Annotated in this window: 21 protein-coding genes; 13 read left to right on the top strand and 8 right to left on the bottom strand. The window is 62.6% G+C overall.

The annotated features are described in order from the left end of the window. Window positions 1–177 precede the first annotated feature (177 nt). Window positions 178–1,626: an NAD-dependent succinate-semialdehyde dehydrogenase gene (locus SX1_RS12670; RefSeq protein ID WP_019053286.1), complete on the top strand. Its 1,449-nt coding sequence runs from the start codon at window positions 178–180 to the stop codon at window positions 1,624–1,626. Between the two features lie 24 nt (window positions 1,627–1,650). Next, on the top strand, window positions 1,651–2,322 hold the full coding sequence (locus SX1_RS12665; protein WP_019053285.1) for an SDR family NAD(P)-dependent oxidoreductase: 672 nt from the start codon (window positions 1,651–1,653) through the stop codon (window positions 2,320–2,322). Window positions 2,323–2,384: 62 nt separating this feature from the next. Here SX1_RS12665 and SX1_RS12660 read toward each other — a convergent pair whose 3' ends face one another. Further along, a complete protein-coding gene (locus tag SX1_RS12660; protein WP_019053284.1) occupies window positions 2,385–3,287 on the bottom strand; it encodes a dienelactone hydrolase family protein in 903 nt (300 codons plus the stop codon). A 140-nt stretch (window positions 3,288–3,427) separates the two neighbouring features. On the opposite strand from SX1_RS12660, the gene SX1_RS12655 reads away from it, so the two are divergent. The 4 genes from SX1_RS12655 to SX1_RS12640 all read left to right on the top strand — a co-directional run bounded on the left by SX1_RS12655 (window position 3,428) and on the right by SX1_RS12640 (window position 7,344). After that, window positions 3,428–4,441: an aldo/keto reductase gene (locus tag SX1_RS12655; RefSeq protein WP_019053283.1), complete on the top strand. Its 1,014-nt coding sequence runs from the start codon at window positions 3,428–3,430 to the stop codon at window positions 4,439–4,441. Window positions 4,442–4,588: 147 nt separating this feature from the next. Next, window positions 4,589–4,834: a ribbon-helix-helix domain-containing protein gene (locus tag SX1_RS12650; protein ID WP_019053282.1), complete on the top strand. Its 246-nt coding sequence runs from the start codon at window positions 4,589–4,591 to the stop codon at window positions 4,832–4,834. Window positions 4,835–4,839: 5 nt separating this feature from the next. Then, window positions 4,840–5,151 carry a type II toxin-antitoxin system RelE/ParE family toxin gene (locus tag SX1_RS12645; RefSeq protein ID WP_019053281.1) on the top strand — a complete coding sequence of 104 codons (312 nt, stop codon included), beginning with the start codon at window positions 4,840–4,842 and terminating at the stop codon, window positions 5,149–5,151. Between the two features lie 222 nt (window positions 5,152–5,373). Beyond that, complete coding sequence (locus tag SX1_RS12640; RefSeq protein ID WP_019053280.1) at window positions 5,374–7,344, top strand: putative bifunctional diguanylate cyclase/phosphodiesterase; 1,971 nt, start codon at window positions 5,374–5,376, stop codon at window positions 7,342–7,344. A gap of 36 nt (window positions 7,345–7,380) precedes the next feature. On the opposite strand, the gene SX1_RS12635 is transcribed toward SX1_RS12640, so the two are convergent. The 3 genes from SX1_RS12635 to ligK are packed head-to-tail and all read right to left on the bottom strand — an operon-like array spanning window position 7,381 to window position 9,981. Then, window positions 7,381–8,262, bottom strand: a complete 882-nt coding sequence (locus SX1_RS12635) for an amidohydrolase family protein (RefSeq protein ID WP_019053279.1) — start codon at window positions 8,260–8,262, stop codon at window positions 7,381–7,383. Further along, a complete protein-coding gene (locus SX1_RS12630; RefSeq protein WP_019053278.1) occupies window positions 8,259–9,314 on the bottom strand; it encodes a 4-oxalomesaconate tautomerase in 1,056 nt (351 codons plus the stop codon). Before SX1_RS12630 ends, SX1_RS12635 begins: the two co-directional genes overlap by 4 nt. Then, window positions 9,307–9,981 (bottom strand): 4-carboxy-4-hydroxy-2-oxoadipate aldolase/oxaloacetate decarboxylase, encoded by a 675-nt coding sequence (gene ligK, locus SX1_RS12625; protein WP_019053277.1) that lies wholly within the window; start codon window positions 9,979–9,981, stop codon window positions 9,307–9,309. Before ligK ends, SX1_RS12630 begins: the two co-directional genes overlap by 8 nt. Before the next feature lie 103 nt (window positions 9,982–10,084). Between ligK and SX1_RS12620 the strand changes: the two genes are divergently transcribed. The 6 genes from SX1_RS12620 (at window position 10,085) to SX1_RS12595 (ending at window position 15,726) form a co-directional block, all read left to right on the top strand. After that, window positions 10,085–11,236 (top strand): LysR family transcriptional regulator, encoded by a 1,152-nt coding sequence (locus SX1_RS12620; RefSeq protein ID WP_019053276.1) that lies wholly within the window; start codon window positions 10,085–10,087, stop codon window positions 11,234–11,236. A 64-nt stretch (window positions 11,237–11,300) separates the two neighbouring features. Beyond that, complete coding sequence (locus SX1_RS12615) at window positions 11,301–12,191, top strand: DUF1932 domain-containing protein (protein ID WP_019053275.1); 891 nt, start codon at window positions 11,301–11,303, stop codon at window positions 12,189–12,191. A gap of 120 nt (window positions 12,192–12,311) precedes the next feature. Continuing rightward, window positions 12,312–13,337: an amidohydrolase family protein gene (locus SX1_RS12610; RefSeq protein WP_019053274.1), complete on the top strand. Its 1,026-nt coding sequence runs from the start codon at window positions 12,312–12,314 to the stop codon at window positions 13,335–13,337. Then, window positions 13,334–13,789 (top strand): protocatechuate 4,5-dioxygenase subunit alpha, encoded by a 456-nt coding sequence (gene ligA / locus SX1_RS12605; protein ID WP_017181927.1) that lies wholly within the window; start codon window positions 13,334–13,336, stop codon window positions 13,787–13,789. Before SX1_RS12610 ends, ligA begins: the two co-directional genes overlap by 4 nt. Continuing rightward, the gene (locus SX1_RS12600; protein ID WP_017181928.1) at window positions 13,789–14,685 is read left to right on the top strand and encodes a class III extradiol dioxygenase subunit beta; all 897 of its coding nucleotides are present in this window, start codon (window positions 13,789–13,791) and stop codon (window positions 14,683–14,685) included. The genes ligA and SX1_RS12600 overlap by 1 nt, the downstream gene beginning before the upstream one ends. A 102-nt stretch (window positions 14,686–14,787) precedes the next feature. Beyond that, window positions 14,788–15,726 carry a Gfo/Idh/MocA family oxidoreductase gene (locus SX1_RS12595; protein ID WP_019053272.1) on the top strand — a complete coding sequence of 313 codons (939 nt, stop codon included), beginning with the start codon at window positions 14,788–14,790 and terminating at the stop codon, window positions 15,724–15,726. Between the two features lie 63 nt (window positions 15,727–15,789). On the opposite strand, the gene SX1_RS12590 is transcribed toward SX1_RS12595, so the two are convergent. Genes SX1_RS12590 through SX1_RS12575 form a run of 4 tightly spaced genes read right to left on the bottom strand, consistent with a single transcriptional unit; the run spans window position 15,790 to window position 18,817 of the window. After that, window positions 15,790–16,017 (bottom strand): hypothetical protein, encoded by a 228-nt coding sequence (locus SX1_RS12590; RefSeq protein WP_019053271.1) that lies wholly within the window; start codon window positions 16,015–16,017, stop codon window positions 15,790–15,792. A gap of 31 nt (window positions 16,018–16,048) precedes the next feature. Further along, window positions 16,049–16,921 carry a helix-turn-helix domain-containing protein gene (locus tag SX1_RS12585; RefSeq protein WP_019053270.1) on the bottom strand — a complete coding sequence of 291 codons (873 nt, stop codon included), beginning with the start codon at window positions 16,919–16,921 and terminating at the stop codon, window positions 16,049–16,051. An 11-nt stretch (window positions 16,922–16,932) separates the two neighbouring features. Then, window positions 16,933–18,240: an MFS transporter gene (locus SX1_RS12580; RefSeq protein ID WP_019053269.1), complete on the bottom strand. Its 1,308-nt coding sequence runs from the start codon at window positions 18,238–18,240 to the stop codon at window positions 16,933–16,935. A 16-nt stretch (window positions 18,241–18,256) separates the two neighbouring features. Further along, complete coding sequence (locus tag SX1_RS12575; protein ID WP_019053268.1) at window positions 18,257–18,817, bottom strand: DUF3237 domain-containing protein; 561 nt, start codon at window positions 18,815–18,817, stop codon at window positions 18,257–18,259. Window positions 18,818–19,022: 205 nt separating this feature from the next. Between SX1_RS12575 and pobA the strand changes: the two genes are divergently transcribed. Then, entirely contained in the window at window positions 19,023–20,192 is a 1,170-nt protein-coding gene (gene pobA, locus SX1_RS12570) for a 4-hydroxybenzoate 3-monooxygenase (RefSeq protein WP_026149731.1), read from the top strand. Window positions 20,193–20,390 lie beyond the last annotated feature (198 nt).

Raw genomic sequence — 20,390 nt, 5'->3', positions numbered from 1 at the left:
CAGTAATATGTCAGGCCATATTAAACGATATATGCCATATAGCAAGTATGCTCCTACATCCCCTCGCTGCACTCGTCGGCGCATCGCGGGAGCGATCCTTGATGGCCTGCGTTGACGCGATGATGGGCCCTGGCCAAATCATTCAATCCTATTGGCATTCGCCAGAAAGCTGACAGCATGACCATCGCTCTTGCCGATCCGTCCCTATTGCGTGACCAATGCCTGATCGGCGGCATGTGGACCGGGGTGCCGGCTATCCCAGTGACTGACCCGGCGACCGGTGCGGCTATCGGTTCCATCCCCGATCTGGACGCAAGCGACACCCGAGCCGCCGTATGCGCAGCGGATGCGGCGCTGCCTGCATGGCGCGCAAAGACGGCCGCGGAACGCGCCCGCATTCTGCGCCGCTGGTTCGACCTGATGACGGCACATCAGGACGATCTGGCGATGATCCTGACCCGTGAACAGGGCAAGGCGCTGGCGGAGGCCAAGGGCGAGATTGGGTATGCCGCCAGTTTCGTCGAATGGTTTGCAGAGGAGGGGCGGCGTATCTATGGCGAGATCATCCCGACGCATCGGGCCGACAGTCGCATCGTCGTTATCAAGCAACCCGTCGGCGTCGTCGCTGCGATTACGCCATGGAATTTCCCGGCGGCCATGATCACCCGTAAGGCCGCCCCGGCATTGGCGGCAGGCTGTACCATGGTTCTGAAGCCAGCGACCCAGACTCCGCTGACCGCGCTGGTGCTTGCCGTTCTGGCCGAACGGGCAGGGGTGCCACCTGGCGTTTTCAATGTCGTTACGGGATCGTCACGAGTTATTGGTGGCGAACTGACAGCCAATTCACTGGTGCGTAAATTGAGCTTTACCGGATCGACCGAGGTTGGCCGGACTCTGATGGGACAATGTGCGCCGACGATGAAGAAATTGTCGATGGAGTTGGGCGGCAACGCGCCATTCATCGTCTTTGGCGACGCGGATTTGGACGCCGCGGTCGAAGGGGCAATTGCGTCCAAATATCGCAATAGCGGGCAGACTTGCGTGTGCGTCAACCGCTTCTTCGTGCAGCGCGATGTGTCCGCAGCCTTCGAACGGAAGCTGGCGGATGCCGTTGCCAAGCTCAAGGTTGGACCAGGCACCGAGGCGGGCGTTACTCAGGGTCCGCTGATCGACGACAAGGCGGTCGACAAGGTGGAGGAGCATGTCGCCGATGCTCTGGCCAAGGGCGCCCGGCTGGTACATGGCGGGCATCGTCATCCGCTGGGCCACAGTTTCTATGAACCCACCATCATTGCCGGGTGTACGCCAGCCATGGCGCTGGCCAGCGAGGAGACATTCGGACCGCTGGCCGCGCTTTTCACCTTCGATACCGAAGAGGAGGCGATAGCGATGGCCAATGACACCGACGTCGGCCTGGCGGGCTATTTCTACACGCGCGATCTGGCGCGCGCCTGGCGGGTAGGGGAGGCGCTGGAGGTCGGTATGGTCGGCATCAATACGGGTCTGATCTCTACCGAAGTCGCGCCATTTGGCGGTATCAAGCAATCAGGCATGGGCCGCGAAGGATCGCGTCATGGTATCGAGGATTATGTCGAGATCAAATATATGTGCATGGCAGGCATCTAGGCAAAATCAGGGCGGGACCAAGCGATGACAGGCATAGTGACGGTTACGGGCGCAGCGGGCGCGCTAGGCAGCAAGACAGTCGAGATATTGGCTGCGGGCGGTTGGACGGTTGTCGGCATCGACCTAGGCGAGGTGGCGTCGGATGGCGTTGCGCTCGCTTTGGGTGGCGTCGATCTGACCGATGAAGCGGCGGTCGGCGTCGCTGCCGCTCGGATAGAAAAGGAGCTTGGGCGGCTTGACGGCCTGGTCAATATCGCAGGCGGTTTCAGTTGGGAAACCGTGGCAGACGGCAGCGTCACGACATGGGACCGGCTCTATGCCATGAATGTCCGCACCGCACTGATCGCAAGTCGCGCGCTTTTGCCATTGCTGCGCGCCAGCCACGGGGCGATCGTCAATATCGGCGCAGCCGCTTCGGTGAAGGCCGGGGCTGGCATGGGCGCCTATGCCGCCTCGAAGTCCGGCGTTGCGCGCCTGACCGAAGCATTGGCCGAGGAATTGAAGGAAGAGGGCGTGCGGGTAAACGCCATATTGCCCAGTATCATCGACACGCCCGCCAATCGCGCCGATATGCCAGACGCTGATTTTGGGAAATGGGTGTCCCCGGCACAGCTTGCAGGCGTGGTGGCCTTCCTGTTGTCCAGTGACGCCATGCCGATCACTGGCGCGCTGATCCCGGTGACGGGGCGGGTCTAACGCCGCGTCCCGACCGAAAGGGTGGTCGAAACGATCAAGGCACTGACCGCCCCAGCCTCCGTTCAGCCAATCGTCTGCCGGAGCAGCGCCAAAGTCCGCGCCCAGGCAAGATCGGCCGCCGCCTTGTCGAAACGCGGGGTCGTATCATTGTTGAACCCGTGCTCCGCGCCCTCGTAGATATAGGCTTTGTAGTGCGTTCCGGCCTGCTTCAACGCCGCCTCATAATCGGGCCATGCTGCGTTGGTCCGCGCGTCATTGCCGGCATAATGGATGAGTAGTTGCGCCTTGATCTTCGGCACATCGGCCAGCGCAGGCGGGCTGCCATAGAAGGGCACGGCCGCGCGCAGGTCAGGCAGGCGTGTTGCCAGCAGATTGGCAATCCAACCGCCAAAGCAGAAGCCGACTGCCGCGATCTTGCCGTTGCTGCCCGCCATGGTGCGCGCGTGGATTGTCGCGGCGACAAAATCCTCGCCAATCCTGGTCCGGTCCAGCGTGGCAAAGGCAGCGCGCGCCTTGTCCTCGTCGCCTGGATAGCCGCCGATCGTTGTCAGTGCGTCCGGCGCAACCGCCATATAGCCATCGACCGCCAGCCGCCGGGCAATATCCTCAATATGCGGGTTAAGGCCGCGATTTTCATGCGCAACGATGACGACGGGCAGCTTTGCGGTGGTCTTTGCCGCTGGCCGCGCAACATAGGCGCGCACCGTCCCGTTGCCAGCGGGTGAAGCGATATTCACATGGCTGATGACGATCCGCTTGTCGTCGGGCTTGATGACCTGTCCGCGCGCGAAATCGGGGCTGAGCGCGGCCAGCATCGTCATGGCCGCCGCCGCGCTGCCGGCATGGACGGCGCATTGCGTTACAAAGCCGCGCCGGTCGATCGCGCCATGCACATAGGCGTCAAACAAATCGAGCACCGCGCGGGGGTAGGCGGTGGCGCCCTTCCTGTCAGCGTCCTGCGTCATGTCACTGTCCTTCCATTCTGCCCGATACCACGAGTTTATCGCCGTCTTTTGCGGTCAAGCCAAGAAAAACCCATAGCCTCGGGCCGCTAAGCCTCGCTATGGGAAGCCACCCCCCAAGAGACACAGGACATTGCCCCCATATGAGCGCCCCGCTGTCGCCCCGCACCATTGGGCCTTTCACGGTCAAGGCTATCGGCCTTGGCTGCATGAATTTGAGCCATGCCTACCTGCCCCGGCCTGAACCTGCCCAGGCGGAACGGTTGTTGGGCCACGCGCTCGACATCGGCGTCGACTTTTTCGACACCGCGGCGCTCTACGGCTTTGGCGCGAATGAGGAACTGTTGGGGCGTACCCTGATGCACCGGCGCGACGACTTTGTCCTCGCCAGCAAATGCGTGCTGGGCGGGAAGGATGGCAAGCGCGGTATTGACGGATCGCCCCAAGCCATCACCGCCACGCTGGAAGATTCGCTCCGGCGGTTGAATGTCGATCATATCGATCTCTATTATCTTCACCGGCTCGATCCCAATGTTCCGATCGAGGAGTCGGTCGGTGCGTTGGTGCGCGCTGTCGAGGCTGGCAAGATCGGCGCCATCGGCCTGTCGGAAATGTCCGCCAAGACGCTGCGCCGCGCTCATGCGGTTCACCCCATAGCGGCGATGCAGACCGAATATTCGCCCTGGAGCCGCAACGCTGAAGTGGCTGTGCTGGACGCCTGCGGTGAACTGGGCGTCGGCTTTGTCGCCTTTTCACCTGTCGCGCGCGGTGTGTTGGCGGGCGGGGTGGGGCCAGAGGGGGTGCAGGAGGCCGATGTCCGCGCCTCCATGCCGCGCTTCCACCCGCCACACCTGCCCCATAATCTTCAACTTGCTGCCGCCTTCGGCCGGATCGCCGCGGATGCCGGCTGCACCATGGCGCAGCTCTCGCTTGGCTGGGTACTGTCGCGCCGCCCTTATGTCGTGGCAATCCCCGGCACTACCAGCACTGCCCATCTGGACGAGGATATGGCGACGCTGGCGATCGATCTGCCTGCCGAGACGCTCGCGGCGGTCGATGCGCTGTTCACCTTCGAGGCTGTATCCGGCCCGCGCTATCCCCGCGCAGCGCAGGCGCAGATAGATACCGAAACCTGGGATGGTGAACCGCTTGAATAACAGTCTGAGCCGCCATGGCCCGGCCCACCTGCCCGACAGTCAGGTTGGGCAGTAAGGAGGGGGCTTCGAACCGAACCATCAAGCTGCTTGATCCGTCCTCGATATCCATTATATTGAGGACGGGAAGGGGTCGCCATGTCCAGACCGATGACACTTAATGTACGTGTAAGCGGCGCGCTGAGTGACTTCGTTGCTGCCAATGTCAGCGACACCGGAGCCTATGACAATGTCAGTGAATATGTCCGTGATCTGATCCGCCGCGACAAGGAACGGGTAGAGGCCGATCGCTTCGCCCGGCTGAAAGCCGAGCTGGCGCGCGCCTTCGCCGCGCCGGAGGCAAGTTATGAGATATTGGATGCAGATGCGGTAATCGCCCGCAATCGTCGCGCCTGACACCGATGGCGGCATTCCGGGTACAGGACGCGGCGGGCCGCAGGTTGGACGAAATCTATGTCTATACGCGCGACGCATGGGGTGAAGCGCAGGCCGATCGCTATATTCGCGCTTTGTTCGCCCAGTTCGAGGCCATTGCGACACGAGACGCGGCCTGGCGGGTGATCCCGGCAGAGTTTGGCGTGGACGGCTATTACTGCCGGTTCGAGCATCATTATATCTATTGGCGTGTGTTGAACGATGGTGCCGTCGGGATCGTCACGATCCTCCATGAGCGGATGCACCAGATGGATCGCTTTCGCGAGGATCAGCCCTGATACGGGTGACACAATAGCTGCGGCTTTGGCATATTCGCCTGGCCAGAAATCAGCGGGTCATCCAAGCGTCAATGAGGAAAGAGGGCTGTCGCACCAATCCCGAAATCCCGCAGATCGTCCAGCTTAGGATGATCCTATAATTTCATCCATTATTAACGGCATGACCCTAATGTGCGCGTTTAACATGAGCGATCTCAGCGCCGATTAGAGAGGGTGGTTACAGTGTCAGCGCTTGCCGGTCTTTTCAAGCTGGACACCGATGACAGAGACCTGTTGCGCGCGCAGTTTCAGTCTTTTTCCAAGCAGATGCCGCTTCTCTATATCATATTGATATTCAATGCGGTCGCGATCTGGGTCGATTTCTTTCGACCCGACATGATCTTCAAGACGGCCATTACGCCGCTTTTCATATGTACCCTCGCTTTGACCAGGGCAATCTGGTGGATGCGTCAATCGCGCGGCGATAATTTCACCGACGAGCAGATAGCCGGGTATATCAAACGCACCTGCACGCTGGCCGTGGTCATGACGTTGGCCTTCGAATTATGGTGTATATGGATATATGATGGCGGGAGCGCCTACGCTCGTGGTCATCTGACCTTCTTTCTGGCCCTGACGCAGGTCAGCTGCGTCTTTTGCCTGATGTCACTGCGTGCTGCGGCCATGCGTGTCGCCGTCGTAAGCACTTTGTCCTTCGTGATGTTCTTCAGTTGGGCAGACGAGGGTCGCATGCTCGTGGAGGCAGTCGTCCTGGGCTTTGTCGGTGCGGGTATGATGGTCGTTACGCATCGCTATAATCTGGATTTCTCCCAGCTTGTTCGTTCGGAGCGCGACCTGCGGGGCCGTCAGGCGGAAACTGAGCAGTTGAGCGAGGAAAATCGCCGGATTGCGTTGACCGATGCCCTGAGCGAACTGCCCAACCGACGTCAATTGCTGGCGCAACTGGATGTGGTGGAAGGGCGCCAAAGTCAGCTGGCCGATGGACTGGCAGTCATCTTCATCGACCTGGATGGCTTCAAGGACATCAATGATATGCATGGGCATCAGGCCGGCGACTGCCTGATCCGTAGCCTGAGCGAGCGCCTTCGCGCCCTGTGCCCGCCATTTGCCATGCTGGCGCGCGTCGGTGGCGATGAGTTTGTCATCCTCATCGAGACGCCCGGCGCCCTTGGGGTCGCTGCCGAGATCGCGCAGCGGGTGAACGAAGAGGTTTCGCTACCGATCCTGGTGGACCGTCATATATTGCAGGTCGGCGCCAGCATTGGCCTGGCCGGAAACGGCGATCTGGTCAGCGCGCATGAATTGCTGCGTCGCGCCGACACCGCGATGTACCATGTCAAAATGTCCGGCAAGGGCGAAATCGCCGTCTATGATGCGGCTTTCGAACAGGGTCGGCTGCACCGGTTGGAGATTGAACAGCAAATCGGCGAAGGGCTGGCGAAAAGGCAATTCGATGTCTTCTATCAGCCGGTGGTCGATGCCAATACGCGCGCGATCGTCGCTGTCGAGGCGTTGATTCGCTGGCCACGACGCCCTGCCGGACCGATCGATACGCAACAGGTCATCGAGATTGCAGAGCTTACGGGGCAAATTCATCCCCTTGGCCTGTTCGTGCTGGATCGCGCCTGTCGCGATATTTTGTCATGGGACAACGTCAAGCTGAGCGTGAATGTATCGCCAGCGCAGTTTCGCGATCCCGGATTTGAACGGCAGATCCTCCACGTCCTGGAACAGACGAAGTTCCCGCCCCATCGATTGCAACTGGAGATAACCGAAGGCTATCTCCTGACCCATCCGGAAAACGCCATTCGTGCGATCAAGGCGTTCAAGGCGATGGGTATTTCGATCGCGCTCGACGACTTCGGCACGGGCTTTACGAGCATACATTATCTGCGATCCTATGGGTTCAGCCATGTGAAGATCGACAAATCCCTGCTTGCTGGTCTTCCCCATGACAAAAGGGCGACCCTGCTGGTGACGGGCGCGATCAACCTGGCCCGCGGACTTGATATGCGTGTCGTCGCGGAAGGGGTCGAACATGAGGAACAGGCCGCCATTCTGTCTGCTTCTGGATGCGACGAGTTGCAGGGCTATCTTTTCGGAAGACCCATGCCAGTTTCTGACATTCTGACGATGTATAATGCCAGTGCGGATCGGGACGCGCGGCAGGCTCCACGCCTGCGTTCTGCCTGACCGGGATCAGGCTGTGCGCCTGATCCCGATGCGCAGTCAGGCGCGCATCTCTTCGGGCCAGTAGAGACGCATGGGATTGTCGATCAGCAGCTTGCGTTGCAGATCGGCGGTGGGCGCGATGCGCGGGATCATGTCGACCAGATGGCCGTCATCGGGAATGGCATCCTGCATATTGGGATGCGGCCAATCGGTGCCCCACAGCACCCGGTCCTGATAGTCGGCGACCAGCGGGGCGACCGCGTCGGCAAAGCTGTTCCATGGGTCGCCGGTCGGGTCGAGCCGGTCGGGGCAGGTCGCCTTGAACCAGATGTCGTCGCGGCTGTCGAGGAAGGCGCGAAATGCCTTCATGTCCGGGCCATCGGGCCCCTGGGTCACGTCCGGGCGGCCCATATGGTCGATGACCAGTGGCACGGGGATGGCGTCCATGAAGGGGCGCAATTCTTCCAGAATATCCGCCTCGAAATAGATGACGACATGCCAGCCCGCGGGCAGTCGCCGGGCAACCTCCAGAAACTTGTCCTTGGGCGCGTCATCGACCAGGCGTTTGAGGAAATTGAAGCGGATGCCGCGTATCCCGCCGTCATGCAGCGAGGCAAGGTCCGCGTCGGAGATCGCCGGATCCACCACCGCGACGCCGCGCGCTTTGCCGTTGGATTTGGCGATAGCGTCCAGCGTCGCGGCATTGTCGGTACCGTGGCAACTGGCCTGGACGATCACATTGCGGGCAAAACCCAGATGGTCGCGCAGGGCGAACAGCATGTCCGGCCCGGCATCCTGTGGCAGATATTTCGCTTTGGCGCTGAACGGGAAGTCCGCCATCGGCCCGAACACATGGCAATGGGCATCGATCGCGCCGGGCGGCGGGGTGTAGAGCGGCCTGGACGGGCTGCCGTGCCAGCTGGTGATGCGATCGGTCATGCGAAAATGTCTCCATCCATCAGCTTGCGGGCGGTACGCAGCATGGCGGCGCTGGTGACGGCGCCGCTTTCGTCCAGTTCCATGACACAGGTGGTTTCGCCGGTCGGATGTTCGACCGACAGCGTCTTGCGATTGCCGTCCGGGATGCTGGCGACCTCGGCCGCGGGCGACCCTTCGATCAGGCAGGCGGTGGCGACGCTGACTGCGCCCAGAACGCCGATGGAGGCATGGGCGCGGTGGGGGATGAAGCTGCGCACCGTCACCGCACCGCCATTGCGGGGCGGGGCGACGAGCATCATTTTCGGCACCGATTTTTCCCTGACGTCGCCCAGATTCATGCGTTCGCCTACTGCCAGGCGGATCGCCTCTATCCGGGCTTTGAGCGCAGCATCCTTGTCCAGCGTATCGCGGTCTTCATAGCCGGTGATGCCAACATCGCTCGCCTTCATGACGACGCAGGGCATCCCGTTGTCGATCAGGGTGACCGGCACGCCTTCGACCGTATCAAAGGCGTTGCCGGTGGGCAGCAGCGCGCCGCAGGAGGAGCCGGCGGTGTCGCGAAATTCCAGCGGGACGGGGGCGGCGCTGCCCGGCACGCCGTCAATTCTTGCGTCGCCATCATAGCGGACGACGCCACCGGGCGTCTGGACCGTGGCGATGGCGATCTGGCCGGTATTTTCCATGAAAATGGCGACGCGGGTTTCGTCCTGCTGCGCGGGGACCAGACCGCGTTCAATGGCAAACGGGCCAATGCCCGCCAGAATATTCCCGCAATTTTGCGCGTCGCTGACGATCGCCTGATCGACAAAGACCTGCAGGAAGAGATAGTCGATATCGACCCCTTCACGCTGCGACCTTTTGACGAGCGCAACCTTGCTGGTCAGCGGATCGGCCCCGCCCATGCCGTCGATCTGGCGCGGGTCGGGCGATCCCATGGCGCGCAGCAGGAAGGCGTCGCGGGCAGCGGCGTCGGCGGGCAGGTCGTCCGCGAGGAAATAGCCGCCCTTCGACGTGCCGCCCCGCATCCACATGACGCGGGCGCGATCAAACATATTTGAGGCCCATTTCTTCAAGCCGCGGACGCATGTTATAAATGTCGAGGCCGAGTTCACCCGCCGCGAGGCGGACCCGCTTGGCTTCTTCGGCCGCTTCGCGCGCCTGCGCCTTTTCCAGCACCGATGCGGCATCGGCGCGGGGGACGATGCAGACGCCGTCATCGTCGGCGATCACGACGTCGCCTGCATTGACCAGAGCGTTGGCGCAGACGATCGGGACATTGACCGATCCCAGCGTAGCCTTGATCGTGCCCTGCGCATGGACAGCCTTGGACCAGACCGGGAAATTCATCTGCTTCAGGTCACGCAGGTCGCGGACCCCTGCGTCGATGATGAGGCCGCGACAACCGCGCGCCTGGGCGGAGGTGGCGAGCAGGTCGCCGAAATAGCCGTCTGTGCAGGGACTGGTTGGCGCGAGGACGAGAATATCGCCGTCCTTCAATTGCTCGATCGCGACGTGGACCATCCAGTTGTCGCCGGGAGGCGCGGAGATGGTGACGGCGCTGCCAGCGATACGGGCACCGGGATAGATGGGGCGCATATGGGGAGCGAGCAGGCCAGTGCGGCCCTGGGCTTCATGCACGGTGGCGACGCCGCAGTGGGCGAGGCCGTCAATGACGGAAAGCTCCGCCCGTTCGATATTCTGGACGACGATGCCGGACATGGCGCTGATCCTTTTCCTAAAACCGACAGTGACATGGACATATGCAGCGCAATGCTCAAATCGGTTATGGCGCGGGCACATAAAATTTTGCTAATTATCAAAAATGGAGGCTGATCAGTTCAATATCCGGCATCTGGCCGCGATGGCCGCCGTGGTCGATCAGGGCAGTGTCAGCCTGGCGGCGCGGGCGGTCAACCTGACGCAGCCTGCGGTGACGCAGGGGATCGCCAAGCTAGAAGCGCAATTGGGCGTACCGCTGTTCGAGCGACGGCCGGGCGGGATGGTGCCGACCGACGTGGCGTTGCGGTTCAGGCCGCGTGTCGAGGTTGCGTTGCGGCTGATCGGCAGCAGCCGGGTGACGGCGGCGCAAATCCGCGCCTTTGTCGCGCTGGCGCGCGCTGGCAGCTATGCGGCGGCGGCGGCCATTGTCGGGGTAGCGGAGCCGTCGCTCCACCGCGCGGTCGGCGACCTGGGGTTGGCGCTGGGGGTGCGGCTGGCCGAGCGGCGGGGGCGGGGGCTGATGCTGACCCGCGCCGGCGTGGCCCTGGCACGGCGGTTGCGCCTCGCGCTGGCCGAACTGCGACAGGGGCTGGAGGAAATCGCCGAGCTGCGGGGGCAGGAAAGCGGGCGGATATTGGTAGGCGCGATGCCGCTCAGCCGAGCGCGGCTGCTGCCGCTGGCGATCACCAATTTCCGGCGCGAATTCCCGCAGGTCGATATTTCGGTCGTGGAAGGGTCGCATGCCGAACTGGTCGGGCCGCTGCGCGATGGCGAGATCGACATGATGGTCGGCGCCTTGCGCGATGCGACGATCGGACAGGATCTGGTGCAGCAGCCCCTGTTCGAGGATCGACCGACCATCTTTGCGCGTGCGGGACATAGGCTGGAGCAGGGATGGGACGGCGACGACCTGCGCCGCTTTCCGTGGATATTGCCGCCGGAAGGAACGCCGCTGCGCCAGTTGTGGCGGGCGATGTTCGCAGCGCTGGGCGGCGATTTGCCTGCGGTACCAATCGAATGCGGATCGGTGATGACAGTGCGGCAATTGCTGGTGAGCGGCGACTATCTGACCCTGTTGTCGGTCGATCAGTTGCGGGTCGAACTGGATAGCGGAATGGTGGCGGATATTGGCCCGGCGCCCGGCGAGATCAGCCGCACCATCGGCCTGACGAGCCGGGCCGATTGGCGACCGACGCGCCTGCAGCAGCAATTCATGGCAGCGATCGAACAGGCAGCGGGAGAAGTAAATTCGTAAATTCTTATAGCCTGTCCCCGGATGTGATTGGCCGTTCGGCATACAATCCGGCATCCCCCTTTTCATGGAGCAGGAAGTCGGTCTGATCGGGTTTGGCGAAGCAGGGTCCACCTTTGCATTGGCGGGGGACTGGGCTGCCGCTGCCCATGTCTATGACATCAAAACCGAATCCGCGGCCACGCGCGAAGCGATGTTGGCTGCCTATGCGCAGGCGGGCGTGCTGCCCGCGCACTTTATCGAGGATGCGCTGGACGGCGTGAATCTGATCCTGTCGCTGGTGACGGCGGACCAGGCGCTTGTCGTGGCGGAAGCGGCGGCGGCGCTGATCGCGCCCGGCGCGATTTTCTGTGACTTGAACAGCGTGGCGCCGCAGACCAAGCAGGCGGCAGCGCAGGCGATCGAAGCGGCGGGCGCCCATTATGTCGATGTCGCGGTGATGGCCCCGGTCGATCCGGCGCGGCTGAACGTGCCATTGCTGCTGAGCGGCGACAAGGCACCGATGGCCGAGGCCGGGCTTCAGGCCCTGGGTTTTGCGAGGACTCGCGTCGTGGGCGCCGACGTCGGACGGGCATCGTCGATCAAGATGATCCGGTCGGTCATGGTCAAGGGCATCGAAGCGCTGACCGCCGAGTGCGTGCTGGCGGCGGACGCGGCCGATGTGCTGGACGAGGTGCTGGCCTCGCTCGACGCGAGCGAAAAGGCGAAGCCGTGGGACGCGCGGGCCGATTATAATCTCGACCGGATGCTGGTGCATGGCCTGCGTCGCGCGGCCGAGATGGAGGAAGTCGTCAAGACGCTCGACGGGCTTGGCACGGGCGCGGCGATGACGCGCGGGACGGTCGAGCGGCAGCGGGCGATCGGTGCTTTGCGGGCGTCGATGGTCCCGGAGGGTCTGGGGGCGAAGATTGGGATAATTTCTGCTTCGGCGTCGGTGGCGCGCGAGGCGGCGGAATAGACTTATGTGCTCCCGCCAGGGCGGGAGTCCAGCCCCGCCACCCGAACCGGGCGACCGCCTTCGCGGGAGCGCGGGAAAAAGGGGAGGGGCGTTGGATAGGATAGTTGGAGACAAGCGCGGATGAGCCTGATTATCGATTGCCATGGCCATTATACGGTGTTGCCCAAAGGGCATGATGCCTGGCGCGAAGAGCAGAAGGCCGCGTTCAAGGCCGGGACGCCGTGTCCGCCCTATCCGGAGATTAGCGACGCGGAAATTCGCGAGACGATCGAGGCGAACCAGTTGCGCCTGATCAAGGAGCGCGGTGCGGACCTGACGATCTTTTCGCCGCGCGCGTCGGCCATGGCCCCGCATGTGGGCGATGAGGCGATTGCGAAGGAATGGGCGATCCGCTGCAACGACCTGATCGCGCGGGTGGTGGCGATGTTCCCCGAAACCTTCGTCGGCGTATGCATGCTGCCCCAGTCGCCCAAGGCGGACATGAGCAACAGCATCGCGGAACTGGAGCGGTGCGTCACGCAGCTGGGCTTTATCGGCTGCAACCTCAATCCCGATCCGGGCGGCGGACATTTCACCCATCCGCCGCTCACCGACAAATATTGGTATCCCTTTTACGAGAAGATGGTCGAGCTGGACGTCCCGGCGATGATCCATGTGTCGGGCAGCTGCAACCCGGCGATGCACGCGACTGGCGGCTATTATATCGCGGCGGACACGATTGCCTTCATGCAGTTGCTGGAGGGCGATCTGTTCAAGGATTTCCCGACGCTGCGCTTCATCATCCCGCATGGTGGCGGCGCGGTGCCCTATCATTGGGGGCGGTATCGCGGATTGGCCGACATGCTGAAAAAGCCCGATCTGTCGACCCATCTGATGAACAACATCTTTTTCGACACCTGCGTCTATCATCAGCCAGGCATCGACCTGCTGGCCGACGTCATCGACAACAAGAATATCCTGTTCGGGTCTGAAATGGTGGGCGCGGTGCGCGGGATCGATCCGACCACCGGCCAATATTTCGACGACACCAAACGCTATGTCGACGCGCTGGACATCAGCGATGCCGAGCGCGCCGCCATTTTCGAGGGCAATGCCCGTCGCGTCTTTCCCCGGCTTGACGCCAAATTGAAGGAGAGGGGACTATGATCACCGAAGATCCCAAGCATCAGGATATTCACGAATATCTTGCCGAGTTCGAGGATATTCCGGGCACGCGCGTCTATACGGCGGCGCGCGCCCGCAAGGGATATCATATGAACCAGTTTGCGATGAGCCTGATGAAGGATGAGAATCGCGCAAGGTTCAAGGCCGACGAGCGTGCCTATCTGGACGAATGGCCGCTGAACGAGGAACAGAAGGAAGCCCTGCTGGCGCGTGACTATAATCGCTGCCTGGACCTGGGTGGCAATGTCTATTTCCTGGCCAAGCTGTTTTCGACCGACGGAATTCCGTTCGCCGAAGCGGTCAGCACCATGACCGACATGAGCTTTCCCGAATATCGCGAAATGATGATGAACGGTGGCCGGTCGCCAGAGGGCGTGCGGTCGATCAGGGCCAACGCCGCGTCGAGCGGCGAAACCAACGAAGGAGCCAGATAATGGCGCGGATAACTGCTGGTGTGGCGTCGAGCCACGTGCCGCTGCTGGGCGTGGCGTCCGATTTCGACAAGGATCGCGACGATTATTTCGGGCCGATCTTTGCCGGTTATGACTGGACGCGGGAATGGGAGAAGGCGGAAAAGCCCGATGTCATCATCCTGGTCTATAACGACCATGCGTCCGCCTTTGACATGAAGATCATCCCGACCTTCGCCATTGGTTGCGGCGAACGCTATAAGTCGGCGGACGAGGGCTGGGGTCCGCGCCCGGTGCCCGACGTCGAGGGGCATCCTGACCTGGCCTGGCATATTGCGCAGAGCCTGGTGCTGGACGAATTCGACATGACCATCATCAACGAGATGGATGTCGACCATGGCCTGACCGTGCCGTTGTCCATGATGTTCGGCAAGCCCGACGCCTGGCCGTGCAAGGTCGTGCCGCTGGCCGTCAATGTCGTCACCTATCCGCCGCCGTCGGGCAATCGCTGCTGGGCGCTGGGCGAGGCGATCGCCAAGGCGGTCGACAGCTTCCCGGAAGATCTGAACGTGCAGATATGGGGCACGGGCGGCATGAGCCACCAGTTGCAGGGGCCGCGCGCCGGGCTGATCAACAAGGAATGGGACAACATGTTCCTAGACGGCCTGATCGGTGACAGCGACCATCTGCGCCGGATCCCGCACATCGAATATCTGCGCGAGACCGGCAGCGAAGGCATCGAGATGGTGATGTGGCTGGTGATGCGCGGCGCACTGGGAAAGAAAACCCGCGCGTTGCACCGCCACTATCATGTGCCCTGCTCCAACACCGCGATCGGCCATATGGTGTTGCGCCCCGACAATGGCGAGGGGCTGGACATGACCGGAAGCGAAACGGTGAGCGCGATCGCGGCTGAGTAGTAATGATGTGAGGCAGGGCGCCCGATCTACTTTGCGCTTGCCTCAAGCCCCCACCCCGACCCCTCCCCTGAAGGGGAGGGGCGTACATATACGGAGTTTCTCATGCGTATTGCCCTGGCTGGTGCCGGCGCCTTTGGCGAAAAGCATCTGGATGGCCTGAAGAACATCGACGGCGTAAGCGTGACGTCTCTGGTCGGGCGCCGTCTGGACGCGACCCAGGCGATTGCCGACAAATATGGCATCGGTCATGCGACCACCGACCTTGCGGACACATTGACCCGCGATGATGTCGACGCGGTGATCCTGTGCACGCCGACGCAAATGCATGCGGCGCAGGCCATTGCCTGCATGGATGCAGGCAAGCATGTCCAGGTCGAAATTCCGCTGGCCGACAGCTGGGCCGATGCGCAGGCGGTGCTGGCCAAGCAAAAGGAAACCGGGCTGACCTGCATGGTCGGCCATACGCGGCGGTTCAATCCCAGCCACCAATATGTCCATAACCTCATCACGGCAGGTGAGCTGAACATCCAGCAGATGGATGTGCAGACCTATTTCTTCCGCCGCAAGAATATCAATGCCAAGGGTGAGGCGCGGTCCTGGACCGACCATCTGTTATGGCACCATGCCGCGCACACGGTCGATCTGTTTGCCTATCAGGCGGGCAAGATCGTGTCCGCCCATGCGATGCAGGGACCGATCCACCCGGAACTGGGCATTGCGATGGACATGTCGATCCAGTTGAAGAGCGAAAGCGGGGCCATCTGCACCCTGTCATTGTCGTTCAACAATGACGGGCCGCTCGGCACCTTCTTCCGCTATATCGGCGACACTGGCACCTATATCGCGCGCTACGACGATCTGGTGAACGGCAAGGAAGAGCCGATCGACGTCAGCAACGTCGCTGTGTCGATGAACGGCATCGAATTGCAGGACCGCGAATTCATCAGCGCGATCCGTGAAGGCCGCGAACCCAATTCGAGCGTCGCAAAGGTGTTCGATTGCTATCGCGTGCTCGGTGAGCTGGAGCAGCAACTGGTATAGTGGAGATCCCTTCGGGGTCGCAAGAAAGGCGCGGCGGGAAACCGACCGCGCCTTTTCCGTGTGTCAGGCGGTGATGAAAGGATGCGCCAGCCTGAGTTCGTCGAGCAGGGTTTCGAGCCGGGCGACATCGGCAAAGGGGCCGGTGGGCGTGACCGACCAGTTGCAATGGGGGTGGGTGGCGCGGCTGTAGAGGCGGATCGGGCCGATCAGCGTGCGCCAATGATGTTTGCTCTTGCCATGGTCGCGCAGCAATTTCGCCACGAGCAGGTCGGTCAGCTTGTCCACGGTCATGGGCCACGCATAGGGCCGGGGGCGGACGGGTTCAACTGTCTCTGGCAGCGCGCCAGACACGGGGCGGCTGGCCGATATGGCGGGCGAAGAAGCGAGAGAAATAGGCGGGGTCTTCAAAGCCTGTGGCATAGGCTATCTCTGCCACCGACATTTGCGAATAAAGCAGCAGGCGGCGCGCCTCCAGCAAGGCGCGGTCATCGAGCATCTGGGCAGGCGATGTGCCCGCGACGCGCGCGCAGGCGTGCCGCAAGGCGGTAAGGCTGACGCCCAGCGCGCGGGCATGCTCCGATACCGGCTCGCGCTGGCGGAAGCGCCGTTCGATCCGTTCGCGCAACCGCGCGACAAGCGCTGCCTGACGCGCGGTGCCGGGCTGCGCCTGTTGCGTGAGGGCAGTGTGGCGCAGCGCCAGGACCATGAGGTGCAGCAGGGCGGATTCGACCGCAGCGCGCTGGCCGGGGCCGGACCAGCCCAGTTCCTGCGCCATCCGCGCGATCGCCGCTTCGGCAGCGTCGCCCTCCGCCTGTGGCAGCATGACCGCATGGGGATGGGCAAAGAGCGGTGCGAGATCGGCGTCGCGGGCGACAAGATGGCGCAGATAGGCCGCCGCGATGGTGGTGACATGGCCGCTGGATTCGCGATGCCAGGTGAAACCGTGGACGATCCCCGCCGGGACCAGCAACAGGCAGGGCGCCTCGAACCGGAATTCGTGGGCTTCGGCCTGCATCGCGCCACCGCCCCGCGCGATCAGGATGATATGGTGGAGATCACGATGGACGTGCGGGCGGATCGTCCACTCGCTGGGGCGCGATCGGTCGTCCAGACTTTCGACATGGACGAACCCTTCCGCCACGCTGCGCTGCGGTTCGCCATAAAGATAGAAGCTGGGGACCGGGTCGACCGACATGCGCGGGCGCGTCAGGCGGGGCGGGGACGCAGCGGGATGAGCAGGCCTGCGCCGATCAGCGATCCAAGCGCCATGGCGAACGCAACCCAGGGCAGGCTGACATCGAGGCTGAACAGCAAGCCCGCCAATATGGGGCCCAGCGCCGCGCCGCCTCTGCCCACGCCGATGACAATGCCGGTCCCCCCGGCGCGCACGGCGGTCGGGAAGGATTGGGCAACCAGCGCGTAAAGGCCGACGACCGCGCCATTGGTGCAGAAACCGGCGGCGGCGGCAATCAGGCTGAGCCCCGGCAGCGTCGTCTGCTCCTGACCGAACAGGGTAACGAGACAGGTCGAGGCGACCATGGCGATGATGACGAGTGGCCGGATCGCGATCCGCCAGCTGAGCGCGCTCAGCAGCAAGGCGCCAAGCAGGCCGCCGACATTGGCCCATACCAGCACACCGCCCGCGGCCGAAGGCGCATAGCCCATGTCGACGACAATCTTGGGCACCCATTTCAGGATGAAATAGAAGGTCATGATATGGCAGAAATAGGCCAGCGTCAGCAGGATGGTGGTGCGCGCCAGGCCCGGTGCGAACAGCGCGGCGAAAGAGGCTTTGGGCGCGCCGGCATCAACCGGGGGCAGGGCGTCGATCAGCGGCTGGCCCAGTCGGCCAAGCGCATCATTGATCCGCGACAAGGCGTTGGCGGGGCGCTTTTGCAGCAGGAAGCCGATCGATTCAGGCAGCAGAAACCAGATGAACGGCAGGAAGAGGGCCGTGGCGATGCCGCCCAGCAGGAAGATGTCGCGCCAATTGCCCGCGACCAGTAATTGGGAGGCGACCGATCCACCCAAGATCGCCCCCGCCGGATAGCCCGCCGCCATGATGGCGACAGCCAGGCTGCGCGCGCGGGCATTGGCGAGTTCGGCGACCATCGCATTGGTGCAGGCGAGCATCCCGCCAATGCCAAGGCCCGTGGCCAGGCGGATGATCGAGAGCGAAATGACATCCCACGCCTGCGTCGCCGCGCCCATGCCGAGCGCCATGACGATGAGGCAGAAGATAATGGTCGGGCGTCGTCCGATCCGGTCGGCAACATTGCCGAGCAGGACCGATCCGACCGCCATGCCGATCAGTTCCATCGAGAGGACGAGGCCAAGCGCGGCGCGATCGACACCCCATTCCTTCGCAATGCCGGGCGACGCGAAGCTGATGGCCAGCACATCGAACCCGTCCAGCGCATTGAGCAGAACACACAATATGATCGCAATGATTTGAAGCCGCCCCATCGGCGCTTCGTCCAGTTGCCGCCGGAGGTCCGTTGCCTGTTCCGCCATCCTCAATCCTTTATTTTTAGCCAACCGCGAAAATATCGAGCCGCACATGGTCTCTATAGCGCGCCGCGGTGCAGAGAAAGACCGTGCGGCCAAGCCATGCGTGCGGACCATCGCTCGCCACCTCGAACCGGGGGGTGGTGCGAAAATAATAGAGGGCAGGGTCGACTATCTCTCCCGCTGCGATCCGGGCCAGCACCGGGGCGGGCCCATGGCGATAGCCCGGATTGACGATGGACAGGATAGCGCCGTCGCTGGCCTCGATCGAATAGCGGGCGAGAATGTCGGCGGTCCCATCCGGGCGGATGGACTGCCAGTCTGCGCCGCCGGGCAGGATTTTGCCGGTCAGGCGCGGGCCATCCACGCTGCCGCCGGTAATGGGAATGACGCGCTTGCGCACACCATCGACAGTGCCAAGTTCCTGCGGCGTGCCGATCAGCACGCGTAGCCGCATGGCAAGGGTGAGCGGCGGCGTAGCCAGTGCGTCGGAAGGTACCGCCATGGCCGGGGTGGCTGCACCGGCAAGCGCGAAACCCGGCATGGCCTTGAGCAGCGTGCGGCGGGGCAGGGTATCGGGCATGTCTCTCCTCTCCACTCTATGGCGGATCGTCCATTATCGATCCTGACGAAATCTCATGCGGTAATGCCACATGCCGGTCAAGTCGCTGCATTGTTCGCGGCAAAAGCTGTTGCATCGTCCATATATATGGTTGCTCCGCCCCTGTGCTGGTGGCCGCCAAATGGGCATGATGGTCGCAAATCCGTATCGGTTGGAGAGGCTTTTCATGAAAACCCAGGTTGCGATCATCGGTGCAGGCCCGGCGGGACTGTTGCTGGGCCATTTGTTGAGGGCTGAAGGGATCGAAACCGTCATCGTCGAGCGGGCTGCGCCCGACTATGTGCTGGGTCGGATCAGGGCTGGCGTGCTGGAGCGCACGATGACCGACCTGATGGACCAGTTGGGGCTGGGCGGGCGGATGCATGCCGAAGGCCTGCCGCATGACGGCTTTCACCTGGCTGATGGTGAACGGTTGATCCGCATCGACGTCGCGGCGCTGACCGGCAAGCAGGTGATGGTCTATGGTCAGACCGAGATCACCCGCGACCTGATGGAGGCCGCGCCTGAGCGCGGGCTGGAGATCATCTATGACGCGGGCGATGTCGCCCTGCATGATGTCGATAGCGATGCGCCCTACCTGACCTATAGCAAGGATGGCGCAACCCATCGGATCGACGCGCAATTTCTGTGCGGATGCGACGGTTTCCATGGCCCCTCGCGAAAGGCGATCCCGGCGTCGGTCGCGACTGCTTATGAAAAGGTCTATCCGTTCGGCTGGTTGGGCATATTGGCGGATGTTCCGCCCTGCAATCATGAGCTGATCTACGCCAATCACGAACGCGGTTTTGCGCTGGCGTCGATGCGGTCGGAAACACGCAGCCGCTATTATGTGCAGGTGGCGCTGGACGAGAAGGTCGAGGACTGGTCCGACGAACGGCTATGGGATGAACTGGCGATCCGGCTGGGGCCGGAGGCGGCAGCGCAGATGGTGCGTGGCCCCGCGCTGGAAAAATCGATCGCGCCGCTACGGTCTTTCGTGTTCGAGCCGATGCGGTACGGACGCCTGATGCTGGCGGGCGACAGCGCACACATCGTGCCGCCGACCGGCGCGAAGGGGCTGAACCTCGCGGCGTCAGACGTTCATTATCTGTCACAGGCACTGATCGGCTATTTCAGGCGCGGCGACGCCGATGGGGTGGCGGGCTATTCCGACAAGGCGCTGGCGCGCGTGTGGAAGGCGGAGCGATTCTCCTGGCAACTCACCCGTTTGATGCACCGCTTTCCGGACAATGATGCCTTCGACCGGCGGATGCAGCTTGCCGATCTGGATTATATTGCCTCGTCAGTGGCGGCGCAGACGACGATCGCCGAAAATTATGTGGGGTTGCCGCTATAGGCGCCCGCTGATTCGCTGTTTCTGCCAGGATCGGGCAGTGGAAAATGGCGCAGGCGGCAAAAAAGCTGCCTGCGCCATTTGCTTTGGCAGCGCGTGCAAACCCCGATGTTTGACGGGTTTTGGCGTCATTTCCGTGAATGATCTCAACAAAAAATCGCGCTCAGGCCATTTTCGCAGTTGACCGAATCTGCGGTGTTA

The sequence above is a fragment of the Sphingobium xenophagum NBRC 107872 genome, assembly GCF_000367345.1.
GTDB classification, from domain to species: domain Bacteria; phylum Pseudomonadota; class Alphaproteobacteria; order Sphingomonadales; family Sphingomonadaceae; genus Sphingobium; species Sphingobium xenophagum.
This window is presented reverse-complemented; position numbering and strand designations above follow the sequence as displayed.